At 72.5% G+C, this 21,456-nt stretch carries 20 protein-coding genes; 12 read left to right on the top strand and 8 right to left on the bottom strand.

Annotated elements, in window-relative coordinates:
- Window positions 1–99: 99 nt before the first annotated feature.
- The 4 genes from AB0O93_RS02555 to AB0O93_RS02540 are packed head-to-tail and all read left to right on the top strand — an operon-like array spanning window position 100 to window position 3,292.
- The gene (locus tag AB0O93_RS02555) at window positions 100–924 is read left to right on the top strand and encodes an ATP-binding cassette domain-containing protein (protein ID WP_363340206.1); all 825 of its coding nucleotides are present in this window, start codon (window positions 100–102) and stop codon (window positions 922–924) included.
- The gene (locus tag AB0O93_RS02550; RefSeq protein ID WP_363340204.1) at window positions 921–1,604 is read left to right on the top strand and encodes an ABC transporter permease; all 684 of its coding nucleotides are present in this window, start codon (window positions 921–923) and stop codon (window positions 1,602–1,604) included. Before AB0O93_RS02555 ends, AB0O93_RS02550 begins: the two co-directional genes overlap by 4 nt.
- Window positions 1,601–2,323 carry an ABC transporter permease gene (locus tag AB0O93_RS02545; protein WP_363340202.1) on the top strand — a complete coding sequence of 241 codons (723 nt, stop codon included), beginning with the start codon at window positions 1,601–1,603 and terminating at the stop codon, window positions 2,321–2,323. The genes AB0O93_RS02550 and AB0O93_RS02545 overlap by 4 nt, the downstream gene beginning before the upstream one ends.
- Before the next feature lie 42 nt (window positions 2,324–2,365).
- Window positions 2,366–3,292, top strand: coding sequence for an ABC transporter substrate-binding protein (locus AB0O93_RS02540; protein ID WP_363340200.1), 927 nt, complete (start codon window positions 2,366–2,368; stop codon window positions 3,290–3,292).
- A 94-nt stretch (window positions 3,293–3,386) separates the two neighbouring features.
- On the opposite strand, the gene AB0O93_RS02535 is transcribed toward AB0O93_RS02540, so the two are convergent.
- Window positions 3,387–4,703 (bottom strand): LLM class flavin-dependent oxidoreductase, encoded by a 1,317-nt coding sequence (locus AB0O93_RS02535; protein WP_363340198.1) that lies wholly within the window; start codon window positions 4,701–4,703, stop codon window positions 3,387–3,389.
- A complete protein-coding gene (locus AB0O93_RS02530; protein ID WP_363340196.1) occupies window positions 4,700–6,049 on the bottom strand; it encodes an aminotransferase class V-fold PLP-dependent enzyme in 1,350 nt (449 codons plus the stop codon). The genes AB0O93_RS02535 and AB0O93_RS02530 overlap by 4 nt, the downstream gene beginning before the upstream one ends.
- A gap of 210 nt (window positions 6,050–6,259) precedes the next feature.
- Between AB0O93_RS02530 and AB0O93_RS02525 the strand changes: the two genes are divergently transcribed.
- Window positions 6,260–7,132: a hypothetical protein gene (locus tag AB0O93_RS02525; RefSeq protein ID WP_363340194.1), complete on the top strand. Its 873-nt coding sequence runs from the start codon at window positions 6,260–6,262 to the stop codon at window positions 7,130–7,132.
- Here the strand turns inward: AB0O93_RS02525 and AB0O93_RS02520 are convergent.
- Genes AB0O93_RS02520 through AB0O93_RS02510 form a run of 3 tightly spaced genes read right to left on the bottom strand, consistent with a single transcriptional unit; the run spans window position 7,122 to window position 10,314 of the window.
- The gene (locus tag AB0O93_RS02520) at window positions 7,122–8,666 is read right to left on the bottom strand and encodes a tripartite tricarboxylate transporter permease (RefSeq protein WP_363340192.1); all 1,545 of its coding nucleotides are present in this window, start codon (window positions 8,664–8,666) and stop codon (window positions 7,122–7,124) included. The genes AB0O93_RS02525 and AB0O93_RS02520 overlap by 11 nt on opposite strands.
- Window positions 8,666–9,337 carry a tripartite tricarboxylate transporter TctB family protein gene (locus AB0O93_RS02515; RefSeq protein WP_363340190.1) on the bottom strand — a complete coding sequence of 224 codons (672 nt, stop codon included), beginning with the start codon at window positions 9,335–9,337 and terminating at the stop codon, window positions 8,666–8,668. The genes AB0O93_RS02520 and AB0O93_RS02515 overlap by 1 nt, the downstream gene beginning before the upstream one ends.
- A complete protein-coding gene (locus AB0O93_RS02510; protein ID WP_363340187.1) occupies window positions 9,334–10,314 on the bottom strand; it encodes a tripartite tricarboxylate transporter substrate-binding protein in 981 nt (326 codons plus the stop codon). The genes AB0O93_RS02515 and AB0O93_RS02510 overlap by 4 nt, the downstream gene beginning before the upstream one ends.
- A gap of 162 nt (window positions 10,315–10,476) precedes the next feature.
- Here AB0O93_RS02510 and AB0O93_RS02505 point away from each other — a divergent pair, with 162 nt between their 5' ends.
- From AB0O93_RS02505 to AB0O93_RS02495, 3 genes are all read left to right on the top strand, one after another.
- Window positions 10,477–11,757 carry an ATP-binding protein gene (locus tag AB0O93_RS02505; RefSeq protein ID WP_363340185.1) on the top strand — a complete coding sequence of 427 codons (1,281 nt, stop codon included), beginning with the start codon at window positions 10,477–10,479 and terminating at the stop codon, window positions 11,755–11,757.
- Window positions 11,754–12,503 (top strand): response regulator, encoded by a 750-nt coding sequence (locus AB0O93_RS02500; protein WP_363340183.1) that lies wholly within the window; start codon window positions 11,754–11,756, stop codon window positions 12,501–12,503. The genes AB0O93_RS02505 and AB0O93_RS02500 overlap by 4 nt, the downstream gene beginning before the upstream one ends.
- A 206-nt stretch (window positions 12,504–12,709) precedes the next feature.
- Window positions 12,710–13,135 (top strand): DNA starvation/stationary phase protection protein, encoded by a 426-nt coding sequence (locus tag AB0O93_RS02495; protein ID WP_363340982.1) that lies wholly within the window; start codon window positions 12,710–12,712, stop codon window positions 13,133–13,135.
- Window positions 13,136–13,147: 12 nt separating this feature from the next.
- Here the strand turns inward: AB0O93_RS02495 and AB0O93_RS02490 are convergent, their stop codons facing one another.
- On the bottom strand, window positions 13,148–14,584 hold the full coding sequence (locus AB0O93_RS02490; RefSeq protein ID WP_363340181.1) for a cryptochrome/photolyase family protein: 1,437 nt from the start codon (window positions 14,582–14,584) through the stop codon (window positions 13,148–13,150).
- An 87-nt stretch (window positions 14,585–14,671) separates the two neighbouring features.
- Between AB0O93_RS02490 and AB0O93_RS02485 the strand changes: the two genes are divergently transcribed.
- A complete protein-coding gene (locus AB0O93_RS02485) occupies window positions 14,672–16,852 on the top strand; it encodes a glycosyltransferase (RefSeq protein ID WP_363340179.1) in 2,181 nt (726 codons plus the stop codon).
- Window positions 16,849–18,162 carry a glycosyltransferase gene (locus AB0O93_RS02480; RefSeq protein ID WP_363340177.1) on the top strand — a complete coding sequence of 438 codons (1,314 nt, stop codon included), beginning with the start codon at window positions 16,849–16,851 and terminating at the stop codon, window positions 18,160–18,162. Before AB0O93_RS02485 ends, AB0O93_RS02480 begins: the two co-directional genes overlap by 4 nt.
- Before the next feature lie 410 nt (window positions 18,163–18,572).
- Here AB0O93_RS02480 and AB0O93_RS02475 read toward each other — a convergent pair whose 3' ends face one another.
- Together AB0O93_RS02475 and AB0O93_RS02470 are read right to left on the bottom strand one after the other, a co-directional pair.
- On the bottom strand, window positions 18,573–19,505 hold the full coding sequence (locus tag AB0O93_RS02475) for a multidrug DMT transporter permease (protein WP_363340175.1): 933 nt from the start codon (window positions 19,503–19,505) through the stop codon (window positions 18,573–18,575).
- Window positions 19,502–19,843 (bottom strand): DUF2200 domain-containing protein, encoded by a 342-nt coding sequence (locus AB0O93_RS02470; RefSeq protein ID WP_363340173.1) that lies wholly within the window; start codon window positions 19,841–19,843, stop codon window positions 19,502–19,504. Before AB0O93_RS02470 ends, AB0O93_RS02475 begins: the two co-directional genes overlap by 4 nt.
- Before the next feature lie 158 nt (window positions 19,844–20,001).
- On the opposite strand from AB0O93_RS02470, the gene AB0O93_RS02465 reads away from it, so the two are divergent.
- A complete protein-coding gene (locus AB0O93_RS02465) occupies window positions 20,002–20,991 on the top strand; it encodes a lytic transglycosylase domain-containing protein (protein WP_363340171.1) in 990 nt (329 codons plus the stop codon).
- A 108-nt stretch (window positions 20,992–21,099) separates the two neighbouring features.
- Window positions 21,100–21,450 (top strand): HNH endonuclease signature motif containing protein, encoded by a 351-nt coding sequence (locus tag AB0O93_RS02460; protein WP_363340169.1) that lies wholly within the window; start codon window positions 21,100–21,102, stop codon window positions 21,448–21,450.
- Window positions 21,451–21,456 lie beyond the last annotated feature (6 nt).

Below are 21,456 nucleotides of genomic sequence, written 5' to 3'. Positions count from 1 at the left end.
GCGCGAATCGGGCCTGGCGTATGACGCCGTGTTGTGTCAAGGGGGGCGGGGTGTCGGTGCAGTGTGGTTTGCTGTCCCCACGCTCCGGAAAGGGCCCGTATGTCGATCGAGTTCCGCTCCGTCACGAAGAGATTCCCCGATGGCACCGTCGCGGTCGACGCGTTCGACCTCGTCATCCCCGCCCACAAGACCACGGTCTTCGTCGGGTCGTCGGGGTGCGGCAAGACGACCCTCCTGCGGATGATCAACCGCATGGTCGACCCCTCCGACGGGGATATCGCCATCGACGGTGAGAGTGTGCTCGACAAGGATGCCGTGCGGCTTCGTCGCGGCATCGGGTACGTGATGCAGAACTCCGGGCTCATGCCGCACTTCACCGTCGTGGAGAACATCACGACCGTTCCGGTGCTGGAGGGCACGCCGCGGAAGAAGGCGCGGGAGCGCGCCCTCGACCTCATGGACACCGTGGGCCTCGACCGTGCACTCGCCGACCGGTACCCGAGCCAGCTCTCCGGCGGGCAGCAGCAGCGTGTCGGTGTGGCGCGCGGACTCGCCGCCGATCCGAACATCCTCCTCATGGACGAGCCGTTCGGCGCAGTGGATCCGATCGTGCGGACCGATCTGCAGCAGGAGCTCATCCGCCTGCAGAGCGAACTCGGCAAGACCGTCGTGTTCGTCACCCACGACATCGACGAGGCGTTCCTCCTCGGCGATCAGGTCGTGATCCTCGAAAAGGGCGCGAAGATCGCCCAGGTCGGCTCCCCGAGCGAGATCATCGAGAACCCGGCCACCGACTTCGTCGCGAACTTCATCGGCGTCGACCGCGGCTCGCGCGCACTGACGCTGAAGAAGACCGATCGCGGAACGGTGGTGGTCGACAGCGCCGGACGCACGCAGGGGGCGATCGTGGGAGACGCTCCGTGACCTGGGTCCTGAACAACCTCGACCTCATCTGGGAGCTGACGGTGGTCCACCTCCGTCAGTCGGTGATCGCGATCATCCTCGGATTCCTGCTCTCCATACCGCTCGGGTGGGCGGCGTGGCGCTTCCGGATCGCCCGCGGCGGCATCCTCAGTGTCACGGGTCTGCTGTACACGATCCCGTCTCTCGCGTTGCTCATGATCATTCCGCCCCTCATCGGACTGCCGGTGTTCAACGAGGTGAATCTGATCATCGCGCTGGCGGTGTACGCGATCGCCCTCATGACACGGTCCGTGACCGACGGCCTCGATTCGGTCGACCCCGCCGTCCGCCTCTCCGCCACCGCGATGGGGTATAGCACCGCGCGCCGGTTCTGGGCGGTCGACTTCCCGCTCGCCGGCCCGGTCATCCTGGCCGGCCTTCGGGTGACCGCGGTGAGCACGATCGCCCTCGCCACCGTCGGGGCCCTCATCGGAGTGACCAATCTCGGGTACCTCTTCACGAACGGCCTGCAGCGCCGCATCATCGCGGAGGTCGTCGCCGGCATCGTCGCGGTGGTGCTCATCGCCCTCGTCATCGACGCCCTCCTCATCGCCGCCGGACGCATCGCGATGCCGTGGACCCGCGCCCAACGGCGTCGGGCGCGCGGCAGCGCCGCACCGCAGGAGGTGAGCGTCGCGTGAACCTCATCCTGGAGGCCTTCGCCTGGATCTTCTCCGGCGACCCGGGCCGCGGGCTCGCCCCGATCCCGGTCGCCCTCGGCGAACACGTGTGGTTCACCGTGGTCTCGGTTCTCGTCGCCGCGCTCATCGCCGTCCCGGCGGGGTGGGCCATCGGCCACACCGGCAAGGGGCGCGACATCGCCGTGGCGATCTCGGGCGCCGCGCGCGCGGTGCCCTCCTTCGGCCTGCTGATCCTACTGGTGCTCCTCCTCGGCGTGCTGCGCAGTGCGGAGGCGGCCGTCATCACGTTCGTCCTGCTCGCGATCCCCTCGATCCTCGCCGGGGCCTACGCCGGGTTCGAGGCGATCGATCGGAAGGTCATCGACGCCGCCCGCGCGATGGGGATGACGCCTTGGCAGGTGCTGTGGAAGGTAGAGGTGCCGCTCGGCCTCCCGCTCCTCGTCGCGGGGCTGCGGGCGGCGACCCTGCAGGTCGTGGCCACCGTCACCATCGCTGCCTACGTCAACCTCGGCGGCCTCGGGCAGTACATCATCGCCGGCATCCCGCTCCGCCGCTTCGACATCGTGCTCGGCGGCGCGATCCTCGTCGCCGCCCTCGCGCTCGCGCTCGACGGCCTCTTCGCCCTGTGGCAGCGCGTGGCCACGCCCGCCGGCATCCGTGCGGCCACTCGCCACCACTCCGGTCCCGCGCGCTCGAACCGGCGCGCCGCGACCGCCTGAACGTCCCCCTCCCCGCACCATCACACAACAGAGGAAGATCACATGTTCACAGCAAAGAAGTCCCGCCTCGCCCTGGCGGCGGCGCTCCTGACCGGTGTGTCGCTGGTGGCCGCCGGGTGCGCCTCGAGCGACCCGCTGGCCCCCGAGACCGACGCGCCCGCCGCGGGCGGCGAGACCAGCGAGACGATCGTCATCGGTTCGCAGGCCTACTACTCCAACGAGATCATCGCCGAGATCTACGCTCAGGCGCTCGAGGCCGGTGGCTTCGAGGTGTCTCGCGACGCCTTCAACTCCGGTCAGCGCGACGCGTACATCCCGGCCCTCGAAGCGGGTGAGATCACCCTGTTCCCGGAGTACTCGGGCAACCTCCTGCAGTACTTCGACCCCGAGACCGAGGCGCGCACCGCGGACGAGGTCTACGCCGCGCTCCCCGATGCGCTCCCCGAGGGCCTGAGCGTCCTCGACCAGTCCACCGCGACGGACCAGGACTCCTACACGGTGACCGCCGCGTTCGCGGAGGAGAACGGCCTCGTCGAGATCGGCGACCTCGCCGACGCCGCCGGTCCGATCACCCTCGGCGGACCCCCGGAGCTCGCCGAGCGTCCGTACGGTCCGGCGGGCCTGGAAGAGGTCTACGGCGTGACGGTGGAGTTCTCCCCCACCGCCGACACCACCTTCGAGGCGCTGGAGGCGAACACGATCCAGGTCGCGAACATCTACACCGCCGACCCGCGCATCCAGACCGGCGACCTCGTCGTCCTCGAGGACCCCGAGGGCCTGTTCCTCGCCTCGAACGTCGTCCCGGTCGTCAGCGGTGAGCTGCCCGACGGCGCCGCCGAGATCATCAACGAGGTCAGCGCCGCACTGACCCCCGAGGGCCTCGTCGCCCTGAACGTCCAGAGCACCGAGGACCAGGAATCGACCCCCGACATCGCCGCCGCGTGGCTGTCGGAGAACGGGCTCGTCTGAGCTTCGATCCCGACCGAACGGTCCGAACGCCCCCGGCCCGCGCGCAGCGCACCGGGGGCGTTCGGCATCCTCCCCGACCGGCGCGCGTCGGGCCTCAGAACGCCCGGAGGTTGGCGTGCAGCCCGCCCGGGGCGAACTCCCGACGCAGGATGCCGCGGCGCCGGAGGATCGGCACCAGGTCGTCCAGCATCCGATGCACGGTGACCGGGTGCAGGTCTCCCCACAGCAGCACGCCGTCGTTGCCCCACTCGCCGAGCTCCTCGATGAGGTCGGCGAACTCGTCCGCCGTCCCGACGAAGCCGGAGCGATCCGACATCCGCCCGAGGGTCGACAGCGCCGTCAGGTGTGCGCGCAGCGGGGCCGTAGTGATGTCGCGGTCGCCGAGCAGGCGTCGGATGCTGCCCTGCGACACGTGCTCGCCGAAGATCCCGGCGGGAAGCGGCGCGTCGAGGTCGAGGGCCGTCAGGTCGGTCTCGAGGTCGCTGGACTGGCGGCGGGCGATCTCGCGGAGCGCCGCATCGTCCGGGCGCGCGGAGGCCGCGACGATCCGGTCGGCCTCCTCCGCGCTCGAAACCAGCACCGGCTGGATCGCGAAGAGGATGCGGATGTCGGATGCCGCCCGTCCGCGCTCCGCCGCGGCGGCGTGGATGCGCGCCCGGTAGTCCCGGACGCTCGCCTCCGTGAGCGGGGCGAGCGCGAGCTGGATGTCGGAGTTCGCGCCCGCGAACGCCAGGCCGCGCCCGGATCCGCCGGGTGAGGCGATGACCGGCTCACCACGCTCGAAGGGCAGCGCGTTGAGGGGTCCGTCGAAGGCGTAGTACTCCCCGCGATGGCGGACGGCGTCGAGCTTGCGGCCGTCGGCGTAGACGCCCGAGACCGGGTCGGCGACGAGCGCACCGTCCCGCCAGCTGCGCCACAGCGCGCGCAGGCCCCCGAGCCACTCCTCGGCGCGGTCGTAGGCGGCATCGTGCCCGAGCGGCGGGGCGTCGCCGAAGTGCCGGGCGCTGCCGGTGTCGGTGACGACGTTGAGACCCAGGCGGTGATCGCTGAGGTGCTGGAGCGTCGCGAACTGCCTCGCCGCGGTGTACGGGAGCGTCGCGGCGGGGTTCACCGTCGGGATCACGCCGAGGTGCTGCGTCGCCTGGAAGAGGTAGGGGGCGAGGAGCAGCGGATCGTGCTTGGGCCCGCCGAACGCGTGGCGGACGCGCAGGTCGATCGTGTCGGCCGACCCGAGGGACGGGGCATCCTCGATCAGGAGGAGGTCGAACCCCGCCCGTTCGAGTTCACGCGCGGACTGCCGGTAGAGCTCGGGAGCGGTCCATCGCCAGTCCCAGTCCAGGTATGGATGGCCCCAGCCGTGGGGGCCGAATCCGCGGGCGAGGAACCACCCGAAGTGCTGCAGGCGACTCACGCCGGCACCGGTTCCGCCGCCGTCCGCCCCGCAGACACCTGCTCGGCACCGACCCGTCCGGTCTCTGCCGCCGACAGCGCACCCGCGAGATCGGCGATCAGATCGTCGACGTCTTCGATCCCGATCGACAGACGCACGGTGCCGGGGTGCACCCCGACGGCCGCGCGCTCGACCTCGGACAGATGGGCATGGCTGGTGGAGGCGGGATGCAGCGCGAGCGAGCGCACGTCGCCGAGGTGGGTCATGTGGGTGATCAGCGCGAGCGCCTCGATGAAGCGCCGCGCCGCCGCGAGGCCGGTCTCCGCGTCGCCCGCGAGGGTCACCGTGAAGACGGATCCCCCGCCGCCCGGCAGGTAGCGCTCGGCGAGGCGATGCGAGGGATGGCCGGGAAGTCCCGGGTGATCCACGCGCTCCACGCCCGGCTGCGCGGCGAGCCAGCGGGCGACGCGGAGGGCGGTGGCACTCTGTCGCTCGACGCGCAGGCTGAGGGTCTCGAGCCCCTGGCCGATGAGGAACGCGTTCAGCGGCGACGGGGTGGGGCCGAAGCGGGGCGCGAGGTCGTCGCGGGCGTAGGCGATCCGCGCGTCGCCGCCGGCACGGTCGACCGCGCTCGGTCGCCCGTCCCTGCCGCGCGTGACCAGGTGCGGGTAGCGTCCGGCCGCCGCCACGGGGTCGAACCGACCACTGTCGACGATCACGCCGCCGAGCACGCTGCCGTGGCCGGCGAGGAACTTGCTCGCCGAGTGCACGACGACATCCGCGCCGTGCTCGATCGGGCGGAGGAGATAGGGCGTGGCGAAGGTGCTGTCCACGACGAGCGCGATGCCGTGGCGACGCCCCACGGCGGCGACTGCGGCGATGTCGAGGACGCGGCCGGCGGCGTTGGAGATCGACTCGGCGAAGAGCGCACGGGTGTGCGGACGGATGCCCGCCTCCCACGCGCGCGGGTCGTCGATGTCGTCGATGAAGTCGACCTCGATGCCGAACCTCTCGAGGTTGTCGCGCAGGAGTCCCCGCGTGCCCTCGTAGATGTGGGTGGAGGCGAGGATGTGGCCGCCCGCCGAGACGAGGCTGAGGAGGGCGATCGTGGTCGCCGCCTGCCCGGAGGCGACGAGCAGCGCGCGTGTTCCGCCCTCGAGGTCGGCGAGCGTGCATTCGACCTGGTCGACGGTGGGGTTCCCGACCCGGGTGTAGGCGAAGCCGTCCGCACCGCCGAAGAGCGCGGCGGCATCGTCGAAGCCCTCGAAGCGGAACCCCGCGGTCAGATAGATGGGTGTCGCGCGCGGCTCCGCAGATCGCACCCGCGCACCGTGCACCTGCCGCGTCGTGAATCCCGCGTGCCCCATCGTTCCCTCCTCCCCGGGCGGCGCACACACCCGCGCGCTCCGTCAGAGCATCTTGAGGCCGCCCGCGGGCACACCCCAACTTCCCGCGTCGCCGTGTTACGACAGCCGCCCGTCCCCTGGGCCGCGCCGCGAGCGACCCCGGGCGCGCGGCGCGCGAGGCCGGGGTTCCTCCCCCTGCCCCCGGGGCGCGGCGCTCGCTAAGGTCGGGCCATGTCCCCCGACACCGCGCGCTCCCCCGACACGCTGCGCGAACCCGGCGCGTCCGCGATGGCGCAGTGCCTCGCGGTGCAGGAGCGCGCCCGCCCCCGGTCGGCGTGGGCACGCCTCGTCGGGCGGAGCCCCGTGTGCGAGGACGCCCTGCCGTGGTACGTCGGGGCGGTGGCGGAACGTCAGGTCGCCGCGCGCCTGGACAGACTCGGACCGGACTGGGTCTCCGCCGCGGGCGTCGGCCTCGACGCGCACGCTCCGCCGGTCGAGCTCGTCCTCGTCGGCCCGAACGGGGTCTACACGGTGACCACGAAGTTCCTCCAGGACGCCCGCGTGCGGGTCGGGAGCCTCCGCCTCCTCGTCGACGGGACGCGGATGCCGTACGTGCGGGCCGCGCGGGAGGAAGCGGCCCGCGTCCGCTCCGTGCTGTCGGCACCGCCGCCGTTGCCCCGGTCCGGGCACCCGGCCCCGCCGGCTCCGGCGGTGGCCGTCACCCCGCTCATCGTCGTGGTCGGGGCGCGTCGCGTCGAACTGGTCGATCCCCCACGCGACGTCGTCGTGCTGCGCGACCGGGCGCTCACCCGGTGGCTGCGCCGCCGTCCCCGGACTCTGGAGGGGGTCGCCCGCGCCATCGTCGTCGATCGCCTCGCCGCCGCGGCATCCGCTCCTCTCGTCCTGAGCGGCCGAGGCGCCGCGACGACCGAGACCGACCTCACCCGCCCACCCGACGTCGTCGCCTTCGCCGCGCTCCGCCGGCAGGTGCGCACCGCCGCCGCGGTCCGTGGGCTGTGGCTGGCGCTGTTCGTCGTGGTGGCCGCCGCCGCGCTCGGCCTCGGAGCCCTCCACGTCGAAGGGCTCCTCGGCTTCACCGACTGACCGGGATCCTCTCCGCCTTCGCCGTCGCCCGCGCGCGCGAGGCGTGGCGGGAGTGCTGGATCACGCTGAGGGCCACCGTCACCACGAGGAGGGCGTAGAGCACGATCGTGATCGGCGAGGAGACGAGGACCGCCGGGTCGCCCTCGGACACCGCCAGCGCCCGGCGCAGCTGCGTCTCGGCGAGGGGTCCGAGGATGGCGGCGATCAGCACTGGGGCCAGCGGGATCGAGAAGTGCCGCATGGCGAATCCGACGATGCCGATGCCGAGCGCCATCCACAGGTCGACCGGCCGCGAGGCGATGGCGTAGACGCCGAGCATCGCCACGACCGTGATCCCGGCGTAGAGGTAGTGACGGGGAATCAGGAGGAGCTTGGCCCACACCGCCGCGAACGGGAGGTTGATGATCAGCAGGATGATGAGGCCGAGGAAGAGGCTCGCAAGCAGCGGCCACACCAGGTCGCCGCTCCGCTCGAACAGGAGGGGTCCGGGCTGCATGCCGTACTGCTGGAAGGCCGCGATCATCATCGCCGCGGTGGCCGAGGTCGGCAGCCCCAGCCCGAGGAGCGCGCCCATCGCCGAGCCGGCGGTGGCGTTGCCGGCGGCTTCCGGAGCGGCGACGCCCTGGATCGCCCCGCGCGTGCCGAAGTCGGTGTCGCCGCGGCGGCGGGCGAGCCGCTTCTCCGTGCCGTAGGCGAGGAAGGTCGGCACCTCGGATCCGCCGACGGGGATCGCGCCGAACGGGATGCCGTACGCGGTGCCGCGGAGGAACGCCGGGAGCGTCGCCTTCCACTCGCGCCACGACAGCAGGGGCGAGCCGGTCGGCTTCACCAGGCGCGCCGGGCCGTGACCGCGACGGATGTGGGAGGCGACGTGGATCACCTCCCCGAGGGCGAGGAGTCCGACGGTGACCACGATGATCGAGATGCCGTCGAAGAGGACGGGGCTTCCGAGCGTGAAGCGCTCGGTGCCGCTCATGCCGTCGATGCCGACCAGAGCGAGGGCGAAGCCGAGCCCGAGGGCGACGAGGCCGCGCACGATCGAGTCGGCGACCACCGCGGAGATCGCCACGAAGGCGAACACCGCGAGGGCGAAGTACTCGGCGGGACCGAAGACGGTGGCGAGCTGCACGATGTACGGGGAGAAGAAGACGACGAGGACGCACGCGATCGTGCCGCCGATGAAGGCGCCGATCGCCGAGGTCCCCAGCGCCTTCGCCGCCCTGCCGTCCTTCGCCATGCGATGACCCTCGAAGGTGGTGGCGATCGCGGAGGAGTTGCCGGGTGTGTTCAGCAGGATGCCGGAGGTGGAATCGCCGAAGAGCCCGCCGAAGTAGATGCTGGCGAACATGATGAACGCGCCGGTCGGATCGAGGCTGAACGTGACCGGCAGCAGGAGCGCGACGGCCATCGCCGAGCCGAGGCCGGGGAGCACGCCGACGGCGGTGCCGAGGATCGCGCCGATGACGAGGAAGAGGAGGTTCTGCGGGGTGAAGGCGACCGCGAACCCCTCCATGAGGTTGCCGAGCTGATCCATCAGAGGATTCCTTCCAGGAAGCCGGCGGGCAGCGACAGCCCGAGTCCGGCGCCGAACGCCAACTGCACGGAGGCCGACATGATCACGCCGATGGCGATGTCCATGAGCGGGCGGCGACTGCCGAAGGCCCACGCGATCATCCAGAACAGCGCCGCCGCCGACAGCAGCCAGCCGACGAACGGCAGGACGAGGATGAAGCCGGCGAGCGCGCCGATCGTGATCGCGACGGTCTTCACGTCGAGGGAGCCGCGGGTCGCGGCGCCGGAGCCCGCACCGCCGCCGGAGTCTTCGGGCGAGACCACGCGGATCTCGCTCGTCGCATCGATCCCGCCGAGGCCGCGCAGCATCTCGTCCGAGATCTCCACGGGGTCATCGGCGACGTGCGGACGCTGGGGTGCGCGGAGGATGTCGATGGCGAGGGCGACCCCGACGACGTAGAGGAACACCGCGACGATGATCGGGAAGAAGGTGGGGCCGGGGAACGCGGTGCCCTCCGGGATCTCCATCGTGACGATGCCGGCGGTGAGCGCCACCGCCAGCGCGATCACGCCGGCGACGACGATCAGCTCGCTCCGACCGGTGTACCAGCGCGGCATCCGCTGCACCCGAAGGGTTCCCGTGGTGGGCGGGGCCGGGTCGTTCCCCGGCCCGAGGTCGATTCCTGCGCTCACAGTCCGAGCTCCTCGATGATCTGCGCCGTGCGGCGGCTTTCCTCCGAGATGAAGGCGGCGAACTCCTCGCCCGCCATGAAGCTGTCCACCCAGCCGTTGCGCCCGAGCACCTCGGCCCACGCCTCGGTCTCGCGGAGCTCGGTGAGCATCGCCACCAGCTCGTCGCGGACCTCGTCGGAGACCCCGGGAGGGGCGACGTAGCCGCGCCAGTTCGACATGGCCACATCGATCCCCTCTTCGCGGAAAGTGGGGACGTCGATGCCGGGCACCGGCTCCGCCGCCGACATCCCGAGGGCGCGGAGGTTGCCGGAGGCGATCTGGTCGCGGAACTCGTTGTAGCCCGAGAGACCCGCCTTGGCGGTGTTCGACAGGAGCGAGGTCACCACCTCACCGCCGCCCGGGTAGGCGAGGTAGTTGACCGCGGCGGGATCGGCCCCGGCCTCCTTCGCGAGCATCCCGGCGAGGAGGTGGTCGATGCCGCCGAGGGAGCCGCCGGCGATCGCCGTGCCGCCGGGGTTCGCGGCGAGGTCCGCGGCGAAGTCGGCGAGCGTCTCGTACGGCGAGTCGGCGGGGACGACGAGGACGTTGAAGTCGTCCGCGAGGCGTGCCACCGGGACGACGTCCTCGAGGGTCACCTGCGAATCGTTGATGAGGATGCCGCCGACCATGACACCGCCCGTGACCATCATGAGGTCGTGCCTGTCGCCCATCTCGGCGACCTGCGCGAGTCCGATCGTGCCGGATGCGCCGGGGACGTTCACGACCTGCACGCCCTGGGCGATGTTGTCGGCGCGCATGACCTGCTGCGCCTCGCGGGCGAACGCATCCCATCCACCGCCCGGGGCCGCGGGGGCCACGAGGGTCACCTTCGTGCGGGGACTGGCCGCACCCCCGGTTCCGGCGGCGTGGACCGCCGCGGTGAGGAAGAGCGCTCCGGCGAGCACTCCCACGATCGTTCCGGTGATTCTCCGACGCATCTTCGCCTCTTCGCCTCCCTCGCGGACGCCGTCGTGGCCGCGAATGTGGGAGGTAGACTCGCACCGCGCGCCTTCCGGCGGGCAGGCGAGACGACTTTCGCTCATTGATGCTCACGGCGACGACGTCCGGGACGGCGCGGGCAGCACGCGACGGAGGAGCCGATGACGACCTCGACCGGCATCCGTCGCCTGCGTCTGCTGCCGATGCTCGTGGTGCAGTGCCTGGTGGTCCTGGCGTGTGTGGCGATCACGACCCTCGTCGCGACCTCCGTGCAGGAACGGACACTCCGTCAGGTCACGACCGAACGGGTGCTCGACGTCTCCCGGAGCCTCGCCGCGCTCGACCAGGTGCGGACGGCGGTGACCGACGACCGCACCGCTGCGATGGCGGAGCTGCAACCCCTCGCCGATCTCATCGAACAAGCCGCCGGCGTCGACTACGTCGTCATCACGGATGCCGAGGGCATCCGCCTGACGCACCCCACGCCCTCCCAAAGGGGTCTCGAGGTCTCGACCGACCCCGCCGACGTCCTCGCCGGTGAGACGTTCGTCGGCACCGAGACGGGGACGCTCGGACCGACGCTCCGCGCGAAGGTGCCCGTGACCGCGGACGGCGTGGTCGTCGGGACGGCGTCGGTCGGCATCCTGGAGAGCGAGATCGCGGCCGATTTCGATCAGGCGATCGCCGCCCTGCTGCCGTGGGTGCTCGGATCGGTCGTGGCCGGCTGCGCGATCAGCGCGGCGCTCGTGGTCGCGCTGCGCGGACGGGTTCGCCGCCTTGAGGACCGCGCACGGGAGGCCGAGACGCAGCGGCGCATCGCGGGCGCCCTCCGGGACGCGACGCATGAGTTCCGCACGCGCCTGCACGTCATCCGCGGACTCGTCGCCGAGGGGGACGCCGATGCGGCGCTCCAGTACGTCGACGGGATCGCCCCGGTCTCGACCCCGGGCCGGGACGCGCCGGACGTCGCCGACCCCGCCCTCCGCGCGCTCGTCTCGGGCCTCGCCGACGACGCCGTCGGCGCCGGTGCGGCGCTCGAGCTCGATCCGCTCACGACCGTGACGCCCGCGGTGATGACGGATGCCGATCTCGTCGTCATCGCGAACCTCTGCCGCAACGCGATCGAAGCCGCGAGCACGCGTCCCGCCGGCGCGGGGCGCGTGCGGCTCCTGGTCGTCGCGGACGCGCACGCCGTGCACATCGTCGTCGACGACGACGGCCCCGGCATCCCGGATGCCGGGCGCCTGCGCATCTTCGAGCGCGGCGTGACGACGAAGACGCCCGAGGGCACGGCGGCCGCGCCGGACCGCGGTGTGGGCCTCGACATCGTCCGCCGCGAGATCGCGGCCCGCGCCGGGACGATCGAGGTCGGGCGGTCCGCGTGGGGCGGCGCCCGCTTCACCGTCGACATGCCCGCCGCCCCGGCGGAGGTCCGGCGGTGAGCGCGGGGAGCCCGACGGGCGGGGGGCCGGCGACCGGAGCGCCGCCGATCCGCACCCTCATCGTCGACGACGACCCCGCGGTGGTGCGTCTGCACACCGCGTACCTCGCCGAGTTGCCGCGCTTCCGCCTCATCGGCACGGCGCGGACGGGCGCCGCCGCCGCCCGGCTCGCCGCTGACCGCGCCGTCGACCTCGTGCTGCTGGACATGAACCTCCCCGATTTCAGCGGCATCGAGGTGCTGCACCGGCTCCGCCTCGTCCGGGAATGGGATGTCGACGTGCTCGTCATCAGCTCCGCGCGCGACACCTTCACCGTCCGCCAGGCACTCGCCGCGCACGTGGCGGGGTACCTCGTGAAGCCCTTCACGAAGGAGGCGTTCGCGGCGCGGCTGAGCGAGTACGCCGATCGACGGCCCGCCCGCCCGAGCGAGACGGCCGTGGGCCTCGGACAGGGGCAGATCGACGGGCTCGTGGCGCCGCCGGGCGCGGTGCCCGCCGCCGCGGCATCCGATCCCCTGTCGCTGCCCCTCCCCAAAGGACTGTCGGCGTCGACGCTCGCCCGCGTCGTCGCGGCGCTCGACACCACCGTGCCGGTGAGCGCGCGAAGCCTCGCCGACGACCTCGGCGCCTCCCGCGCGACCGTCCGCCGCTACCTCGATCACCTCGCCTCGACCGGCGGCGCCACCGTGTCGCACCGCTTCGGCGCGCGCGGGCGACCCGAGGTGCTCTACCGCCTCACCCCGTGAAGCGGCGCCGATCGACCGTCGGCTAGCACGTCGTCGGTGCTCCCACAATCCCCGACACGGCCCCCGGGTTCAGGTCTACCGTCGACCTCGTGACCACGAACACGACGAAGACCAACAAGCGCCGCCCCGCGCGTCGGGGCGCCGAACTGACCGCCGAGCAGAACGCCGAGCAGGGGTTCCAGGCCTCCGAGCAGCTGAGCGAAAGCATGCAGAAGGTCCTCGTGGACCTCATCGAGCTGTCGCTGCAGGGCAAGCAGGCCCACTGGAACGTCGTCGGCCGCAATTTCCGCGACACGCACCTCCAGCTCGATGAGATCATCGACGCCGCGCGCGAGTTCGCCGACACCATCGCCGAGCGCATGCGCTCGCTCCACGCCCTTCCGGACGGCCGCAGCGACGTCGTCGCCGAGACCACGACGCTGCCGGAGTTCCCGCAGGGCGAGATCGACACGACCGAAGTCGTGGACCTCATCACCGAGCGCCTGGACGCCGTCTGCACGACGTGCCGCGAGGTGCACGACGGCATCGACGAGGAAGACCCCACGAGCGCCGATCTCCTGCACGAGATCCTCGGCCGCCTCGAGCAGCTGTCCTGGATGGTCAGCGCGGAGAACCGCTCGCCGAAGCGCTGAGACCTTCCGGCCTCACTCCCCGTGCCGCTTGCGCATCTGCGCGAGCGGCACGGCCATGCGGTGGTTCTCCCGTAGGCGCTCCTCGTGCTCTTCGAGGAAGTCCCAGTACGCGGTGGTGAAGGTCGACTCGCGCGCCGCCTTCTGCGTGGGCCACCACGAGCCCATCCGCTGCAGGTAGGCGCCGCCGGAGATGTACGGCTTCGTGGCCACTCCCCCGCCGTCGGCGTACTGGCTCATCCCCTGGACGTTGGGGACCATGACCCACTCGTAGGCGTCGACGAAGAGGGCGCTGAACCACTCGAACACCGCGCGCGGGGCGTAGCCCTGCAGCAGGAACCAGTTGCCGAGGACCATGAGGCGCTCGATGTGGTGGGCGTACCCGGTCTCGAGCACCCGTTCCAACACGGTGCGCACGGGCACCGGCAGGTCGTCCGGGATGCCCTCGCCGTCGTACCACCACGGCTCGAGCTCCCGGCGCAGCGCGAAGTGGTTGGCATCCCGCAGATGCGGCCACGCGCGGTACGCGCCGCGCGTGTACTCGCGCCAGCCGATCACCTGCCGCACGAAACCCTCGAGGGAGTTCAGCGGCACGCCCTCGGCATCCGTCGCCGCCTCGATCACCTCGTCGACCGTCAGCAGCCCGATGTTCAGGGCGGGGCTGAGGATCGAGTGGAAGAGGAACGGCTCGTCCGCGGCCATCGCGTCCTCGTACGGGCCGAACTGCGCGAGGCGGCGCGCCACGAAGTCGGCGAGCCAGCCGCGCGCCTCCTCCGGCGTCACGGGAAGCCAGAACCGCGCGGGATCGCCCGGGTGATCCGGGAACCGCTCGGCGATCTCGGCGATCGCCCCCCGCGTGATGTCGTCGTGCTCCAGCGGCGGGAGCGGCGGGATGTCGAGCCCGCCCTTCGGCAGCGGCTCGCGATTCTCGGCGTCGAAGTTCCAGCGTCCGGCGGCGGGCTTCGCCCCGTCCATGAGGATGCCGGTGCGCCGGCGCTGCCAGCGGTAGAAGTCCTCCATGCGCGCGCTCTGATGCCCCGCGAACCAGTCGTCGAGCTCGGCGGCGGGGGTGAGGAAGAGCGCGTCGGGGTACACCCGCGAGCGGAGGCCCTCCTCCTCGCAGAGGCGTCGCAGGCGCGCGTCGACCCCGCGGTCGGTGGCGCTCATCCAGGCGAGGCCGTCGATGTCGTGGGCGCGGACGAGCTGCCGCACACCGTCGGCGAACGCCCGACCCTCCGCCAGCGGCATCCGCTCGACCCGGCGTCCCGCCGCCTCGAGGGCCGCGGCGGTGTGGCGCATCGCCGAGAGGATCAGCACCATCTTGTGCGCGTGATGCGGACGCCGCTCGAACACCGCCGGCGACTCCACGAAGAAGAAGACGTCGATGTCGTCGTCGTCGAAGGCGGGATGGGCGTCGAACTGCTGCGTTCCGAGGATCAGTGCCGCCTTCACCAGGCCATCCTGACACCCGCGGCGAGCACGGGGACGCATTGTTGTCAAGCGACCCTCACCCCCTCCGGCAGTGGATACGCTCGCGCCATGGGAACCCAGATGGCGATCGATCGCATCGCCCAGGCGCCGACCATCGTCTCGGCTCTGCGCGCCGCGGAGGAGCTCGCGGTGGAGGCCGGCCGCGACCCGGGCGTGCGCACACGTCGTCTTCTCACCGCAGCCCTCGGGGGCGACGACGACATCATCGTGCTCGCAGCGGTCCACGCCCTCGCCGAGATGCAGGACGCGGATGCCGGGGCGCTCCTCTGCGAGCTGCTGCGCGACCCGCGCCCGTGGGTGCGCGAGCACGCCGCCTGGGCGCTCGGCCAGTCGATGCCGCAGATGCACGCGATCGCCGCGCTGGCCCGCCTCGTCTCCGACGGCGGGTTCACCGGGATGCTCGCCCAGCAGACCCTGGAGAAGTGGTCGGCCCCGGCCGGCGAGACCCTCGTCATCGCGCTCGAGTCGGCGCTCCTCGGCGACTGGGACGATGGCGCGCGCACACGGCTCGTGGAGACGCTGGGCCTGGTGCGGCATCCGTCCGCCGACGCGCCCCTGCGGCGGTTCGCCTTCGACACCGCCGAGAGCGACGGGGTCCGCGAAGCCGCGATCGCCGCCCTCGGCCAGCGCGCCGACGCCCACGGGCAGAGCGAGCTCGAACGACAGCTCGACACCCTCGTCGACGCCGGGGGGCGCCTCGGTGACGTGGCGCGACTCGCCCTGATCGACCTCGATCCGCCGCCCGCCGCCGCCCCGCGCGAGGGCCTCACCGTGGCGCAGCTGTTCCTCCACGCCGACATCGACCCCAGCCTGTCGTCCGCCGGCGCGGGCGACAACGGCGGAATCGCGACCCTCCTCGTGCGCCTGGGCAACGCCCTGCTGTCGGCCGACGGCGCCCCCGCCGGCCTCGACGGTCTCGACGGCGCCGGGGTCACCCGGGTCCTCACCCTCTCGCGCGGCTCCGTGCAGGCGGCCGGCGGCGACCTCCTCGCCGTCGCGGGGACCGCCTCCGGCCACGTCTACGGCCGCGTGCCGCTCGGCACCGCCTCGACGGGATCGGCCGCGGCGTGGCCGTTGCGCGTGGCCGCGCGCCGCGGCATCCGTCGGCTCCTGCGTGCGGCGGGGCGCGTGGACGTCCTGCACCTGCGCATGGCCGACGTCGGGTCGCTCGCGGCCGCCGACGTCGCGCGCGAGCTCGGCATCCCCACCGTCTTCACCGTCGCTCCCGACCCGCACAGCGTCATCGCCTCGATGGACCGCTCGGGCGCGCTGACCCGCTCCGGATTCGGCGCGGTGGACCAGCGCGAGCACTTCTGGTTCCGCACGCGGCTGGTGCAGGGACTGGCCGCATCGGCATCCCACACCGTGTTCTTCCCCCGTCCCGAACTCGCCCGCGACATGCGCGAGCTCGTCGGCATCGACCTCGACGAGCACCCGGATCGGCGCACCGTCGTCGCCGAGGGCGTCGACCTCGAGGTGATCGACCGGGCCGTCGCCGCGGCGGCGTACCCGGGAGCGAGCCCCGATCTCGCCGAGATGCTGGACGCCCTCCCGGCCGAGCGCCGGCGCCTGCCGCTGCTCCTGTCCGTCGGGCGGCTCCACAAAGTCAAGGGGATGGCGACGCTGGTGGCGACGTGGGCGGGATCCGCGCTCTCGGAGCGGGCCAATCTGCTCATCGTCGGCGGCGATCTCGACAGCCCCTCCCCCGATGAGCGCGAGCAGCTGGACCTCATCGCGCAGGCCGTGCCCGAGGAGGAGTGGTCGACGCGCGGCCTGCTCATCGCCGGGCACCGCCCGAATGACGTCACCGCCCGCTGGCTCGCCGCAACGCGTCTCGGCATGCCGGGACGCGCTGCGCCGGGGGGCGCGTACGTCTGCGCGAGCATGAAGGAGGAGTTCGGCCTCGCACTCCTGGAGGCGATGGCAGCCGGACTCGTCGTGGTCGCACCCGACGGCGGCGGACCCGCCACCTACGTGCTCGACGGCGACACCGGCTTCCTCACTGCGACGTGGGATTCCGCGCGCTTGGCGGAGGCGGCGTCCGCGGCGCTCGATCGCGCCGCGGACGCCGCGGCGGACGCCGACGGCGACCTCGCCCGACGCGCCCGCCGGATCGTCGCCGACCGCTTCACCATCCAGGCGATGGCGCGAGCCCTCGCCCCCGTCTACCGCGGCGTCGCGGCGGCGGAAGAGGAGATCGTGCGCGCCGCGACCGGGATCCCCGCATGACCCTGCTGGTCATCAGCCCGGATTACGCCTCCCATCTCCTCCCCCTGGCGACGCTCGCCACGGCGTGGACGGATGCCGCCGAGAACGTCGTGGTCGCCACCGGACCCGCCACCGAACCGCTGGTCCATCGCTTCGGCTTCCGGCGGGTCGATCTCCCGCTCGGGCGCGGGGCGAACGCGGGCGTCATCCGCGCCGAGGACCAGGTCGCCGAGGAGGCCGACTCGCTCGCCGGGTTCTTCGCCGCCACGCGGCGCGGCATGGTCGAGACCCTGACCTATCAGGCGCGCGAGCGTCTCACCGACCTCATGTGGGACCCGGTGGGCCGGGCGCAGGCGACCCGGCGGGTGGTGGAGCAGGTCGCGCCGAGCGCGATCCTCGTCGACCACCTCGCCTTCGGTGCGCGCCTCGCGCTGCACACGGCCGGCATCCCCTACGCCGATGTGGTGCTCGGTCACCCCACCGCCCTGCCCGTGGGAGACGAGGTCTACGGATATGCGCCGTCGTGGCCTTCCGCCCTCTCCGCCGACGCCGGAAGCCTCGAGGCGCTCCGCGCGATCTGCGACGAGGTGTCGTCGCGCTTCACCGCGCAATGGAACACCGCGGCCGCCGAACTCGACCCCGGCGCGACGCCCGTGGCGGACGCGTTCCGCCTGCACGGCGAGACCGTGCTCTACAACTATCCCGCCGAGCTCGCGGAGGGCGATGAGCGGGTCCTGCCGCCGCACGTCTTCCTCGGATCGGCACAGCGCGTCGAGCCCCGCGACGACGAAGTGGAGTCGTGGCTGGCCGTGAAGGAGCCGTTCGTCTATGTCAGTCTCGGCAGCTTCCTCTCCGTGCGCGACGATGTGCTCGCCCGCCTGGCCGAGGCGTTGCGCGCACTGCATTCCGCGACCGGCATACGCGCCGCCATCGCGTCGGGGAGCACGCCGATCGAGCGGCTCGGACCGATTCCGGAGGGCTGGCTCGTCCGCGAGTACCTCCCGCAGGTGCGCCTGCTCTCGCACGCCCGCGCGGCCGTGACGCACGGCGGGAACAACTCCGTGACCGAGGCCGTGGGACAGGGGGTACCACTCCTGGTGCTCCCCATGTCGACGGATCAGTTCGCCGGAGCCGCCGCCCTCGAGCGGACCGGAACGGGCATCGCCGCCGACCCGAACGCCGCGGGTCCCGATGAGCTCCGCGCAGCCCTCGAGACATTGTGCGCCGACGACTTCCCCGGGCGAGCATCCCTCGCCGCGATCACGGAGGGTCAGCGCCGCGCGCCCGGCCCGCGCCGCGCCTTCGAGGCCGTCACCGGCACCACCTTCTGACCCCGCCCCGGCGCCGGCACACCGCGCCCGCGCACCGGCCGATCGCGTACCGAACTCCTCCGATCCGGCGCTCACCGTCCCGAAATCAAACCCGTGCGGCCCCCGGGCCCCGTTCTTGAGGAGTTCGGCCCGCCCGGCCCCGCACCCGCCCCGGGCCATCCCCGCCGCCCCGGGCCTCCCCGCCCGCCCTGTACCCAACTCCTCCGATCCGCGGCCCGGCGCCCTCAAACCAGCCCCACACGCGGCCCGCAGGTCCGTCCTTGAGGAGTTCGGCCCGCCCCAGCCCCGCACCCGCCCCCGGGCGCCCCGCCCTGTACCCAACTCCTCCAATCCGGCGCCGGAGGCCCGCAACCGACGCCGGGCGGGCCCGAAGGCCCCGATTCTGAGGAGTTCGGTACGGCCCGGCCGGGTCAGGTCACGCGGGCGGATGCGGCGTCGACGGCGGCGTCGGTCGCGCCGCCCGCGCGGGCAAGGAGCCACACGCCCGCGAGGGCCCCCGCCCCCGCGAGAACGAAGACCACGAAGCTCCAGGCGGGCGCGCCGGCGGCCTCGCCGAGCACGGTGATGCCCATGACGACCGCGACGAACGGGTCGACCACCGTCAGCCCCGCCACGACCAGCTGCGGCGAGGCGACCGTGTGCGCGATCTGCACGAACGTTATCGAGAGGGCGCCGGCGACCACGATGGCCAGGAGGCACGCGAGGGTCAGGAGGTTGTTCTCGTCCAGCCGGTAGTCGGCGCCGACGACCGCCGTCTGCACGCGGAGGATCACCGTCTTCCCGAGCGTGGCGACGAACCCGGAGAACAGCCCTCCGAGGATCACGTACCCGCCCGCCCGCAGCCCCCGCCCGCGGCGCACGGCGAACGCCGCGCCGGTCGCGGCGAGCACGACGCCGAGCACCGCGAGCACGGCGATCAGCTGCGCATCGGTGATCGTCGCCTGCGTGCTCACCGCCGCCGCGACCGACACGAACACGCCGAGGCTCACGACGCTCAGCGCGATCGCACCGATCTCACCGAGCCGGGGCGGCGTGCGGGTGATCACCGCCGTCAGGAGGGAGGAGAACACGAGCGCCGCGACACCCACCGGCTGCACGACCATGAGGGGTGCGAAGGCGAGCGCGGCGAGCTGCGCGAGGATGGCGAGTCCGAAGAGCATCGAGCCGATCAGCCACGACGGCTGCCGGGCGAGGGTCCACAGCGCCGCCGCACCCGCACCCGGATCCGCACGCACCCGCGCCGCCACCCCGAGGGACTGCAGGTGATTCCCGACGGTGAGCAGCGCCGCGGACAGCAGCGCGAACCCGATGCCGAGGTAGGGGAACGACGCGATCGTGGTCACCGGCGCAGCACCTTCTCCAGGGTCTTGCCGCGCGCGAGCTCGTCGACGAGCTTGTCGAGGTAGCGGATCTGCTGCATCAGGGGGTCGTCGATCTCCTCCACACGGATGCCGCACACCACCCCGGTGATCAGCGAGGAGTTCGGGTTGATCCGGGCGTCGGCGAAGAAGTCCCGGAAGGTCACGCCCTCGTCGAGGATGCGCGCGAGCTCGTCGGAGTCGTACCCGGTGAGCCACGTGATGACGGCGTCGAGCTCGGCCTGCGTTCGCCCCTTGCGCGCGAGTTTGGCGACGTAGAGGGGATACACGGAGGCGACGCTGTCACTGAAGATCCGGTGCACGAGCGCCATCCTAGGGTCCCCCTTTCTGAGTGTCGCGTCCAGCAAACACACGGGAAGCGCCCAGACGGGGTGGGCAGACTCGGGGACTTGTGCCCGCCCGAGGGCACCGTGCGCCGGATTTCGCGGCGCGGACATTCCCACGGATTCGGTTGTTTTCTATGCGCTCCACGTCTGCAGATGCCCTCACTCGCCGCTCCCGCCGGGCCCACCGCCGCGCTCAGCGCCGCGCCGGAATCGTCGCCGCCGCCGCGGCGTTCAGCCTCATCGCCGTCGCCGGCGTGACGGCTCTCCCGACGTCTGAGGCCGAGGCCTCGACCTCGTCCTTCGGCGACTTCACCCTCGCCTCCTTCTCCACCACCGTCGAGCCGACCCCCGTGGTGAGCCTCTCCGGCACCGATGAGATCTCCACCGCGGTGCGGACGGCCCTCGCCGATGCGGATGCCGCACTCGAGGCATCCGTCGAGGTGTCTTCGCAGGTGGAGGCCTCGGGTCTCGACCTCGGCGACGCCGAGACCGACATCGACACCGATGCGCTGGAGGATGCCGCCGACCGCCTCACCGCGTCGCTCGACCTTCCCGCCCCGCTCCTCCCCGGCATCGCCGAGCAGGTCGCCGACGCCGTCTCGGCTGTCGAGAAGCGCGTGGATGCGGTGCGGACCGACCTCGAAGCGGCGCAGAAGGCCGAGGCCGAGCGCCTCGCCGCCGAGGCGGAGGCCCAGCGCATCGCCGAGGAGGCGGCCGCCGCTGCCGCCGCCGCCGAGGCAGAGGCCGCCGAGGCTGCGGCCTCGACCGGTTCGTCCTCGGCATCCGCCGCCCCCTCCCGCCCCGCGGGCGTCTACACGCCGGCCGGCGACGCACAGTCGATCGCCTACGGCATGCTCGGCGGCTATGGCTGGGGCGACGACCAGTTCGGCTGCCTCGTGGAGCTGTGGAACAAGGAGTCCGGCTGGAACTCGCAGGCCTACAACGCCTCCAGCGGCGCGTACGGCATCCCGCAGGCCCTCCCCGGCAGCAAGATGGCTTCGGCCGGCGCCGACTGGGAGACCAACGCGGCCACCCAGATCTCGTGGGGCCTCGGCTACATCGCCGGTCGCTACGGCTCGCCGTGCGGCGCGTGGCAGCACTCGCAGTCGGTCGGATGGTACTGATCCCGCACACTCTCCGCGCACCGTGAACGGCGCCGGGGGACGCCGCGAGTCGGCGTTTCCCGGCGCCGTTTCCGTCTGCGGGCGGGAGCCGAACGTAGTGTGGGCCGCATGGCCGCCCCCGGATCCCGTCGCGCGCGGGCGGCGCGTCGACGCACACGCCGGGTCGCGGCATCCGGGAGCGATCTGACGGATGCCGAGTGGCAGCGGATCCTCGACGCGTGGCGTCGCTGCGCCTACTGCGGCGCCGACGGCGTCGCCCTGCAGCGGGACTGCGTTCTGCCCATCTCGCGCGGGGGCCGCTACACGCTCGAGAACGTCGTCCCGGCATGCCGCTCGTGCAACGCGTCGAAGTGCAACGCGGAGGTGACCGGGTGGATGCGGCGCCGACGCCTCGATGAGCCGGCGTTCCTGCGCGCGTGGGTCGAGATCGGCCGCGAGCTCCGCGCCCCGATCGCCTGAACGCGC

Source organism: Microbacterium sp. NPDC077184 (assembly GCF_040687055.1).
In the GTDB taxonomy this organism is placed as follows: domain Bacteria; phylum Actinomycetota; class Actinomycetes; order Actinomycetales; family Microbacteriaceae; genus Microbacterium.
The sequence above is the reverse complement of the archived record's forward strand: the minus strand, read 5'-3'. Positions and strand labels throughout refer to the sequence as shown.

What these genes read in the sequence shown, in the direction of transcription:
- AB0O93_RS02540 (WP_363340200.1), top strand. Translation starts at nt 2,366, where the DNA reads ATGTTCACAGCAAAGAAGTCCCGCCTCGCCCTGGCGGCGGCGCTCCTG.
- AB0O93_RS02525 (WP_363340194.1), top strand. Translation starts at nt 6,260, where the DNA reads ATGTCCCCCGACACCGCGCGCTCCCCCGACACGCTGCGCGAACCCGGC.
- AB0O93_RS02465 (WP_363340171.1), top strand. Translation starts at nt 20,002, where the DNA reads ATGCGCTCCACGTCTGCAGATGCCCTCACTCGCCGCTCCCGCCGGGCC.
- AB0O93_RS02505 (WP_363340185.1), top strand. Translation starts at nt 10,477, where the DNA reads ATGACGACCTCGACCGGCATCCGTCGCCTGCGTCTGCTGCCGATGCTC.
- AB0O93_RS02530 (WP_363340196.1), bottom strand. Translation starts at nt 6,049, where the DNA reads ATGGGGCACGCGGGATTCACGACGCGGCAGGTGCACGGTGCGCGGGTG.
- AB0O93_RS02480 (WP_363340177.1), top strand. Translation starts at nt 16,849, where the DNA reads ATGACCCTGCTGGTCATCAGCCCGGATTACGCCTCCCATCTCCTCCCC.
- AB0O93_RS02555 (WP_363340206.1), top strand. Translation starts at nt 100, where the DNA reads ATGTCGATCGAGTTCCGCTCCGTCACGAAGAGATTCCCCGATGGCACC.
- AB0O93_RS02520 (WP_363340192.1), bottom strand. Translation starts at nt 8,666, where the DNA reads ATGGATCAGCTCGGCAACCTCATGGAGGGGTTCGCGGTCGCCTTCACC.
- AB0O93_RS02460 (WP_363340169.1), top strand. Translation starts at nt 21,100, where the DNA reads ATGGCCGCCCCCGGATCCCGTCGCGCGCGGGCGGCGCGTCGACGCACA.
- AB0O93_RS02495 (WP_363340982.1), top strand. Translation starts at nt 12,710, where the DNA reads ATGCAGAAGGTCCTCGTGGACCTCATCGAGCTGTCGCTGCAGGGCAAG.
- AB0O93_RS02510 (WP_363340187.1), bottom strand. Translation starts at nt 10,314, where the DNA reads ATGCGTCGGAGAATCACCGGAACGATCGTGGGAGTGCTCGCCGGAGCG.
- AB0O93_RS02485 (WP_363340179.1), top strand. Translation starts at nt 14,672, where the DNA reads ATGGGAACCCAGATGGCGATCGATCGCATCGCCCAGGCGCCGACCATC.